The organism is Pseudoalteromonas sp. SR44-2 (assembly GCF_014163745.1).
Classification (GTDB): domain Bacteria; phylum Pseudomonadota; class Gammaproteobacteria; order Enterobacterales; family Alteromonadaceae; genus Pseudoalteromonas; species Pseudoalteromonas distincta.
In genome coordinates, this window is sequence record NZ_JACJDW010000038.1 from 23,482 (window position 1) to 33,024 (window position 9,543).

Annotated in this window: 9 protein-coding genes; 4 read left to right on the top strand and 5 right to left on the bottom strand. The window is 39.9% G+C overall.

Translation table 11 applies throughout. The annotated features are described in order from the left end of the window. Positions 1-101: 101 nt before the first annotated feature. Together cysQ and nudE are read right to left on the bottom strand one after the other, a co-directional pair. Complete coding sequence (cysQ, locus tag H5115_RS17585) at positions 102-905, bottom strand: 3'(2'),5'-bisphosphate nucleotidase CysQ (protein ID WP_166376355.1); 804 nt, start codon at positions 903-905, stop codon at positions 102-104. Then, positions 898-1,470, bottom strand: a complete 573-nt coding sequence (gene nudE, locus H5115_RS17590) for an ADP compounds hydrolase NudE (protein WP_154903622.1) — start codon at positions 1,468-1,470, stop codon at positions 898-900. Before nudE ends, cysQ begins: the two co-directional genes overlap by 8 nt. A gap of 61 nt (positions 1,471-1,531) precedes the next feature. On the opposite strand from nudE, the gene yrfG reads away from it, so the two are divergent. Then, positions 1,532-2,179 (top strand): GMP/IMP nucleotidase, encoded by a 648-nt coding sequence (gene yrfG / locus H5115_RS17595; protein WP_008166464.1) that lies wholly within the window; start codon positions 1,532-1,534, stop codon positions 2,177-2,179. 15 nt (positions 2,180-2,194) lie between these two features. Here yrfG and H5115_RS17600 read toward each other — a convergent pair whose 3' ends face one another. The 3 genes from H5115_RS17600 to H5115_RS17610 all read right to left on the bottom strand — a co-directional run bounded on the left by H5115_RS17600 (position 2,195) and on the right by H5115_RS17610 (position 3,608). After that, a complete protein-coding gene (locus H5115_RS17600; protein ID WP_149593734.1) occupies positions 2,195-2,818 on the bottom strand; it encodes a dUTP diphosphatase in 624 nt (207 codons plus the stop codon). A gap of 80 nt (positions 2,819-2,898) precedes the next feature. Then, positions 2,899-3,267 (bottom strand): YacL family protein, encoded by a 369-nt coding sequence (locus H5115_RS17605; protein WP_002963010.1) that lies wholly within the window; start codon positions 3,265-3,267, stop codon positions 2,899-2,901. A gap of 116 nt (positions 3,268-3,383) precedes the next feature. Further along, entirely contained in the window at positions 3,384-3,608 is a 225-nt protein-coding gene (locus H5115_RS17610; RefSeq protein WP_002963009.1) for a hypothetical protein, read from the bottom strand. A gap of 303 nt (positions 3,609-3,911) precedes the next feature. Between H5115_RS17610 and uvrD the strand changes: the two genes are divergently transcribed. The 3 genes from uvrD to H5115_RS17625 all read left to right on the top strand — a co-directional run bounded on the left by uvrD (position 3,912) and on the right by H5115_RS17625 (position 9,076). Further along, positions 3,912-6,077, top strand: a complete 2,166-nt coding sequence (uvrD, locus tag H5115_RS17615) for a DNA helicase II (RefSeq protein WP_002963007.1) — start codon at positions 3,912-3,914, stop codon at positions 6,075-6,077. Further along, entirely contained in the window at positions 6,055-8,124 is a 2,070-nt protein-coding gene (locus tag H5115_RS17620; protein ID WP_182756559.1) for a GNAT family N-acetyltransferase, read from the top strand. The genes uvrD and H5115_RS17620 overlap by 23 nt, the downstream gene beginning before the upstream one ends. A 103-nt stretch (positions 8,125-8,227) precedes the next feature. Beyond that, a complete protein-coding gene (locus tag H5115_RS17625; protein ID WP_182756561.1) occupies positions 8,228-9,076 on the top strand; it encodes a chemotaxis protein in 849 nt (282 codons plus the stop codon). Positions 9,077-9,543: the final 467 nt, after the last annotated feature.

Consider the following 9,543-nt stretch of genomic DNA (forward strand, 5'->3'; position numbering starts at 1 on the left):
CGAGCCTGCCTTGAAGAGAGCGCTACTATATAGGAATAAACATTTAATGCAAGACCTAAACTAATTAAAGTTGTTCAACCGAACAAAAAGCAACCAAATTACTATTCTGCGCTCAATCTTTGATGCGGATTAATCATTTTTTGCCATTCCCAGTCTGGATGTCCCATTACTATAAAGTCAGGGTTCTCAGTACTCTCGCGTTGGTTGTACGTTAGCGGGTTAAATTCTGCGTCGGTAATACAACCACCGGCTTCTTCAACAATAACTTGTGAAGCACCTGTATCCCACTCTCCCGTTGGACCAATTCTTAAAAAACAATCTGCTTTGCCCTCTGCAACAGTACAGGCTTTTAAAGAACACGAACCAATAGCAATCGTTGTAAACTGACTATTTAAATACTGACTCACCGCTTCTATTTTTTGGCGGCGGCTCACTGCAAGCGTCAAGCTCTCTGGCGGCGCTACAGATATTTGCTTATCAATTGAGTTTTCACGTTTAAAGGCTCCATTTTTAGCTGTAGCAAAATAAGTCACACCTTTTGCAGGCCAATGAATAACGCCAAGTACAGGATGATTATTTTCAATCAATGCAATGTTTACTGCAAAGTCGCCACTTTCTAAAATAAATTCGCCAGTACCATCCATCGGATCGAGCAACCAATAACGCTGCCAGTCCTGTCTGTCGGCGAGTGCAGGTATAGGTGTTTCTTCCGACATAATTGGGATATCGGGCGCTAAGACTTTTAATCCAGCAACCAGTACGTCATTTGCTGCTAAATCAGCTTTGGTAACAGGCGTATTATCTGATTTCTCTTGTTGGCCAATATCGCCTTTTTTATAAATGGCCATAATTGCATCGCCAGCACGCTCAGCTAATTCAATGCACGGTTCGATTAATTTATTCATCGGCAGCTCCAGACGCTAAATACTTATCTAATAATAGCAAAGCTGCAACACTGCGTGCTTCGGTAAAATCTTCTTGGTCTAATAATGACTGCCACTGAGTTAATGGCCACTTAACAACAACTAGCGGCTCTGGTTCGTCGCCAATAAGGGTTTGTGGGTATAATTGCTTAGCAAATAAAATATGCATAGTGGCATTAAAGTAACTAGGCGCCATTGTTACTGTTCTTAATGGTTTAAAATACTCAGCACCAAAGCCAATTTCTTCTTTAAGTTCTCTGTTAGCAGCTTGCTCTGGCGTTTCGCCCGGATCAATTAAGCCTTTAGGAAAACCTAACTGGTAATTGTTTGTGCCCGCACAGTATTCACGTACAAGTAGTAACTCATTATCTGCACTTAACGGAACAATCATCACTGCTCCCCGGCCACCGCCGCGAATTCGCTCATACTGGCGCTCTTCGTTATTAGAAAACTTTAACTCTAAAGACTCCACAGTAAACAGGCGACTTTTAGCAACAACATTGTTACTGAGGATTTGTGGTGGTGTTGGGTGCTTTTTCTGTGTCATTGGCGTTAATTTGCTATCATGGCAGTTAGTTCAATAATAAACCTTATAAGTTGAAATTCCTATGTTAAATTGGTCAAAAATCGATACCGTTTTGCTCGACATGGATGGAACATTACTCGATTTACATTACGACAGTCATTTTTGGCTTAACGTTATCCCTGAGCAACACGCATTAGCTAGAGGCATTAGCCTAGATGCAGCTAAAGCAGATATTTTAAAACGCTATCAAGCTGTGAGCGGTCAAATACAGTGGTATTGTTTAGATTATTGGGAGCAGCAATTAAGCTTGCCTATAATGGAGCTTAAACGAGAGTCTCAGCATTTAATTAAAATGCGCGAAGACGTACCTCATTTTTTAACCGAGCTTAAAAAAGCAGGCAAAGAGTTAATTTTACTTACCAACGCCCACCCTGAGAGCGTCATGCTAAAATTTGAGCACACAGCGATTGATAACTACCTAGATGGTGTAGTGTCTACTCATGAATATGGAGTAAGTAAAGAGCAGCAAAGTTTGTGGCACCAAGTACAAAAAGACTTAGGGTTTAATAAGCAGCGCACTTTGTTTGTAGATGACAGTGTGCCGGTATTAAATGCCGCACGAGAATACGGCATCGAGCACTTACTGGCAGTTGCTAACCCTGATAGCCAACAACCACATAACGAAATAGCCGATTACCTTAGTGTTACCGACTATCGTAAGATTATTTAACTCAGTTTACGTGGGCTAGATTTTTGGGTAACGCGCTTCAAGGCCTTGGTATACTAACTTTGCAAAATCTGCATGTTCTGTATCAAGGCTTTTAACTACTTCAACTAAATGCTCGTTATCTTCTTGCCCGTTCCACTCTTTAATATAGCTACCGTCTTTGTAGCCATGATCTTGGCGGAAAAAGTTTAACGTGTTTTTACCTACGTAGCCGCGATATAAATCATCAATATCCATACCCATTTGCGCCATACAGCCGGCAAAGGCAGCGGCATTAAACGTTTTATCTGCAACAGCGCAAGCCGCTAATATTTCTAGCGTTTGTTTAAAGTCATCCGCTTGTTGCGCATTACTAAGCTCAGTTTCAAGTTGCTTTGCTAAGTCTTCGTAGCTAGTTTTACCGTCAATTCTAAGCGATAGACCAAAATGAAAAATATCAACCAACTCTAAAATAACTTGTTCAGTATCTGGTGTTTGTTTTTTCCACCATTTCCAACCATGATGATCCAGCATTTCAGCGCACTCAACCCAAATAGCGCGGTACCATTCGAATCCTTGAGTAAACCATTGCTCATGTACTTTAGTGTTCATGGCGTTTTGCATTTCTAGCATAACTACTAGCTTGTTTAAATTGGCAGACATATTCATTCCTGTCGTTTTTGATTAGTGTAATAGTACAGATAAAGGAAGCTTAACGCATCAGCACTATCTTAATATGTAGTTTACTTTGAGCCGCTAAATTCAGCCCATGAATCAATTAAATCAATGAAATCTTCAAAGCCACAACCACTACTTAAACCATTTTCTTCAAGCGCTAAATCGTCATCTTGATACGCTATTAGGTCTTCACTGTCTTGATGAAGCGCATGGGCTTCAAATAGTGCTTCGTCTTTGGTTAATATTAAATCTATTTCTTGGCCTTTTAGCGTTAACGGCTCATAGCTTGAACTCACCGATGCAATAAGCGCTTGCACCATAGCTACTTTGTCTTTGCCTATTTCTTCGTTTAGCCAGCGACCAATAATGGCGTGTTCACTGCTTATTTTAATACGTAGCCCACTAATAGGGTCGCGAATAAATTGATATTCCATAGGGTTTGCCTGTAAATCTTTAATTACGTAATTATATACGTAAACGCCCGCAAACCACAGGACATATAAAGTAAAATAGCGCCACTAGGGCGCTATTTTACTCAACTTTAAAGCCGTTAACTTCGCGATCTATAACGCGCTGCGTCAATAATCGACCATAAGTAAATAATAGGCACAAGTACAAAACCTACAAGCACATAAATTAGTGCGTAACTTATTATAATAGCGAGTGCAAAAAATATAGCCGCTAAAATACGCCCTTGCACTAACTGCCCTAAACCAGGAAAAAATATATTACATAATGCTGCGATTACGTTACCGCCAGAACCTTGATCTGCCATACTAACCTCTGTATTTATTTGATTTTATAATTATTTACTTACACACTCTATGCCAATTTATTAAAGCTTACAAATCAAATAGTTAAATTACCCTAGATTTAAAGAGTTAGTAAATTTTGCTAACTTTAGGTCAAATTAGCAATTTTTATTATGCGTTTACACTTTTTTGCTTGTTCAAAAAACTAGCAAGTTACTCGTTTTTAAGGCTATTTTATAAATAGCTGTTTATAAAAACAGTATTTTATTTAGCCTAACAAAAACACCTGTTATACTGCCCACAATATTGATTAAAAAGGCGTAACGATGGACGTTTCACAATTACTCGATGGCTTAAATGACAAACAACGCGATGCCGTTGCAGCCCCACTACAAAACATGCTGGTATTAGCAGGTGCTGGGTCTGGTAAAACACGAGTGTTAGTTCATCGTATTGCGTGGCTTATGCAAGTTGAGCAAGCATCTGCTTACAGTATTTTTGCCGTAACCTTTACTAATAAAGCGGCTAAAGAAATGCGCAGCCGCGTTGAAGAAACACTAAAAGCCCCTGTAGGTGGTATGTGGATTGGTACGTTCCATGGTTTGTCGCATCGTATTCTACGTGCTCATCACCGTGAAGCTAACTTACCAGAAGCCTTTCAAATTTTAGACTCTGACGATCAACTTAGAATGATCAAGCGCTTATTAAAATCAATGAATATTGATGACAAAAAATGGCCCGCCAAACAATTTGGCTGGTACATTAGCGCCAAAAAAGATGAAGCACTTCGTCCTAAAGATATTCAAGCATACGATATTAACGAACAAATGATGCTGCGTGTTTACGCCGCCTACCAAGAGGCCTGTGATAGAGCAGGCCTAGTAGATTTTGCCGAAATATTACTACGCAGCTACGAAGTGTTAAAAAATAACCCTACGTTACTACGTCATTACCAGCAACGCTTTGCACATATGCTCGTAGACGAGTTCCAAGATACAAATACCATTCAATATGCATGGTTAAAGTTACTTGCAGGCGATACAAGCAGTATCATGATTGTAGGCGACGATGACCAAAGTATTTACGGTTGGCGCGGTGCTAAAATCGAAAATATTAAACGATTTTTAACTGACTTTAGCGCAGAAACCATTCGTCTTGAACAAAACTACCGTTCAACTGCAACTATTTTGAAAGCGTCTAATGCATTAATTCAAAATAACTCAGAGCGTATGGGTAAAAGCTTATGGACCGACGGTAACGATGGCGAGCCAATTTCTATTTATGCGGCATTTAATGAGTTAGACGAAGCGCGCTTTGTAAGTAGCAAACTACGAAGCTGGTTAAATGCAGGTAATGCCCTACAAGATGCCGCAATTTTATACCGTAGTAACGCGCAATCTCGTGTACTCGAGGAAGCCATGCTACAAGAAGGCTTAAAATACCGTATTTATGGTGGTATGCGATTCTTCGAACGACAAGAAATTAAAGATGCGTTGTCGTACTTACGCCTAGTAGGTAATCGTCAAGACGATGCCGCATTTGAGCGTGTAATTAATACGCCAGCACGCGGTATTGGCGATAAAACATTGAGCCATATACGAGATTGTGCACGAGCAGAATCGTTACCGCTTTGGTATGCCGCAAAAGCAATTGTAGAACAACAGCATTTATCTGGTCGTGCTTCTGGTGCAGTAAGTAAGTTTGTAGAACTAGTAGAACAAATAGAAGATAAAATTAGCGATCTAACTTTGCATGAGCAAGCCAAGTACACAATTCAAACCTCAGGCTTAATGGCAATGTACCAAGCCGAAAAAGGTGAAAAAGGCCGTGCTCGCGTAGAAAACTTAGAAGAGCTAATTAGCGCTTGTGATCAGTATGAGCTGCCTGAAGACGAAGAGTACAGCTCACCTTTACAAGGCTTTTTAGCCCATACGTCACTTGAGTCAGGTGAAGGACAAGCAGAAGAGCACGAAGACGCCGTACAAATGATGACGCTTCACTCAGCTAAAGGCTTAGAGTTTCCGCTAGTGTTTATGGTAGGCGTAGAAGAAGGCATGTTCCCTTCTCAGCAAAGCAACGAAGAGTCGGGTCGCTTAGAAGAAGAGCGCCGCCTTTGTTATGTAGGCATGACACGAGCAATGGATAAGTTATACATTAGCCATGCTGAGAGTCGCCGTTTATACGGGCAAGAAAAATACCATAGCCCATCTCGCTTTTTACGCGAAATCCCTGAAGACTGCGTAGAAGAAATCCGTATTAAAACACAGGTTTCTCGCCCGCCTGCCGCTGGGCGTTTTAGCGCATCAGTTAGCCATGCCGCATTTGAAGACAGTGGCTTTAACTTAGGACAACGCGTACTGCATGCTAAGTTTGGTATTGGTACTGTACTGAATTATGAAGGTAGTGGCGCACAATCTCGCGTACAAGTTAACTTTGACGACCTTGGTAGCAAATGGTTAGTAACGGCCTATGCACGATTACAAGCGGTATAAAGCACACCTAAATGAGTTAGAGCAACAATTAGCTGGCGCGTATCATCGTCAGCTAGTGTTGATCACGGGCAGCCCAGCTTGGTGTTATGAAATACTTAACTCATTAATAGATGAAAACAATACACTTGTTGTATCAAAGCAGTGCGCGATTAAAAATTCGTACTGGCCTACTCGCACACACCAAATTTTAGGGCAAGAATTTGCTCATGCTGTTTACGATGGTTTTAGTGGTTTGCACCCTGATAAACTTGCAGCACTTGCCGGCACCGTTAAAGCAGGAGGTATACTGTTTTTATTACTGCCTGAACTAGATGATTTAGCCTCTTGGCAAGATCCCGCATTAAGTACAGTGCAATCACACGGTCAGAGCATTGACTACAGCATATTTAATCAACGTTTCGCGACTATTATTAAACCGTTACCTGCTTTTCACTTTAGTGAAAAAAATGGCTGTATTAGTAATAACGCTAGCTATGTAATGCATAATAAAATTGATTATCTACCACAGCAAAACTGTATTGAGCAGATAGTAAAAGTAGCTAATGGCCGTGCAAACAGGCCTTTACTCATTAATGCTGATAGAGGCAGAGGTAAGTCGGCAGCACTTGGCTTAGCCGCGGCAAAACTAACTGATAAAAAAGTAATTATTTGCAGCACTCAGTTTAAAGCGACCCATAGCAGCTTTAAATATTTAGCCCAAGAGTTAAGCCTTCAATACAACGCTGAACATAAACAGCTCGCCAACTTGCACTACGTTGCACCTGACGCGTTATTAAACACACTACCTGAGTGCGATTTACTACTCGTTGATGAAGCTGCAGCAATCCCTGTTCCGTTATTACTACAAATGCTAGCTCATTACCCTCGTATAGTATTTGCAAGCACTCTGGTTGGGTATGAGGGCAATGGTAGGGGTTATACCATTCGCTTTAGTAACTATATTAAAGCGCACTATAAAGCCTCTAAAGTTGTAACGCTTGATGAGCCACTGCGTTTTGCTAAACACGATCCCCTCGAGAAGCACATTCGCACCTTGCTTGCACTCGATGCAGAATATATAGAGTTAAGTAGTGGTGAATTAGAGCAGCCAATTCATAGCGAAGTAACTCAGCAATCCCTTGTAAACAATGAATCTTTACTGCAGCAAGTTATTGCCCTACTTGCACTGGCTCACTATCAAAGTAGTGTCAACGACTTACGCCAACTACTAGACGCACCATCGCAAAGACTATTTATTAGCAAAATTAATAATCAATTAGTTGGCGTATGCTTAATCGCCATAGAAGGTGGTTTGAGTGAAGAACTTGCCCTACAGGTTATAAGTGGAGAGCGCCGTCCGCAAGGACATTTAATGGCGCAAGCACTCTCACAACTTAGCTTTAATAATGACTGTTTAACACAACTGAGCGCTCGCGTTGTACGAATAGCGATTGATCCGAGTTCCCACAATATAGGACTTGGTAAAAAGTTACTTAGTTATTGCGAATCGCAGGTAAAAAGCCAATGTAGTTGGCTTGGTGCAAGCTTTGGCGCAACAGCGCAGTTACTTAATTTTTGGCAAAACCTAGGGTTTGATACTGTAAAATTAGGTTATCAACGCGATAAAAGCACCGCTGAACATTCGGCGCTTGTAGTTAAATGCTTAAGTGACAAAAGTACAATTCTTCAACCCCTAAAAAAGCAGTTTAAAAACGATTTCTTTTATGCTCTTTTAACACACTTTAAAACACTAGATTGGCAACTCGTGAATATTATAATTGAAGGATTTAGCGACGAGTTAATAATCCTAGAGACTCACGAGCGATTAGCACTGCTCACTAAAAGTAACTTCACTCAATTTAGTATCTCTGCAACTCTTTGGCAGTTACTGAGTCAGTCACCTTCTTATATATCTCAATTAACAGAGTCGGATAAACAACTTTTAATAAAATTAGTACTTCAAAATGAAAGTAATGAAAAAGTGATTCAACACTTAGGTTTATTAGGAAAAAAGCAGCTTGAAAATCAATTTAAACGTGCCATAAAAAACCTCACTAACACCATCTAATAATTTCTAGCTGCCCTATCTCTGTTAAATTTTATCCATCTTTAAGCTATTTATTTAATTTGTTCTATCCTTAAAGCATTAAGAGGTAAATTAAGATAAAGGCATGGAATTAATAAACTTTAAAGTGGGCTGCAAAACAATTTCGCTAAAAATACTCGATATTTTATTAACTGAGCGCTTTGACAATAATCTAACAACTTTACCAAACAATAATAAAAGCTTTATTGGTGTTAAAGATTATATGGATACACCAACACCTGTTTTTGATTTAGGTATTATTTTAAATAATATCTCAACCGAACAAAGTAATGCGCATGTACTAAAACAACTAAGAATATGGCAAGACAAACTATTAAACTGGTTTAATACCCTTCATAGTAACTTATTAAATAGCTCGGCTTCTATTTCAAATAATGACGCCGAACTACAAGATTTTGTTTTGTTTTACAAAGAATTCAACACCGACAATGAAGACTTAAAATTAACAATGTCTCGGCTTGACGAGCCCTTCCAATCATTACTAGAAACAGCGAAAGCAGCCATAGCAGCCCATAATCGAAGTGATGATAAACACACATCAGCTCTGCTCGACAAAATTAAGCGCAGTAGTCTAATTCAGCTTGAGCGTTTATTTGAATCCGCTAAAGAGCAAATAACCTTAGACTATAAACCTATTATTGTTTTCACCACCAAAGATGGATTAAATCCACATGTTGGTTTATTAGTAGATAAGGTTGAAGATAATATCGACTATAAAAAAGAAGACATAAAGCCACTGGATAAGCTCACTGAGGTTGGTTTTGATCTAGACCCACAAACTACAAATATGATGCTAGGATTAATCAAGCTCCCCCAAAAGCATAGTGTATTAATTGATCCAAGCGTAATATTTAAACCAGCTCAACTAGAAGAATCTGAAAGTGAAGAAACCCAAGCTTATGGACTATTTTAAATAGCCTTTAAATTTGGTTATTAACTTTAGTACTGGAATAATGAGCTTTTCCGCTCAACTTGTACATTTAGATAAATTAGAGAAGAATCGAGTATGTAATGTCCGTTACTCCCCCATATTTCACTTTTCTGGAGATGTAAAAAAGCCCGACTATTTCTAGTCGGGCTCTCTACAATTTGAAGCCTGTGCGCTACGCAGTAGAATGTCGTAGTGCCCACAGCGGTGGAGAGCCACAGTGAAATGCTACACTATCTTTGTGTCGGGAGTCGCTACGCTCGCCCGACCTACGTGCTAGGTGTTGATGTGAGTGTATATTTATTGCGCGCATTCACTTTTCTGCAGACGTAAAAAAGCCCGACTATTTCTAGTCGGGCTCTCTACAATTTGAAGCCTGGTAATGTCCTACTTTCACATAGCAAATGCTACACTATCATCGGCGCTGTTTCGTTTCACTACTGAGTTCGGCA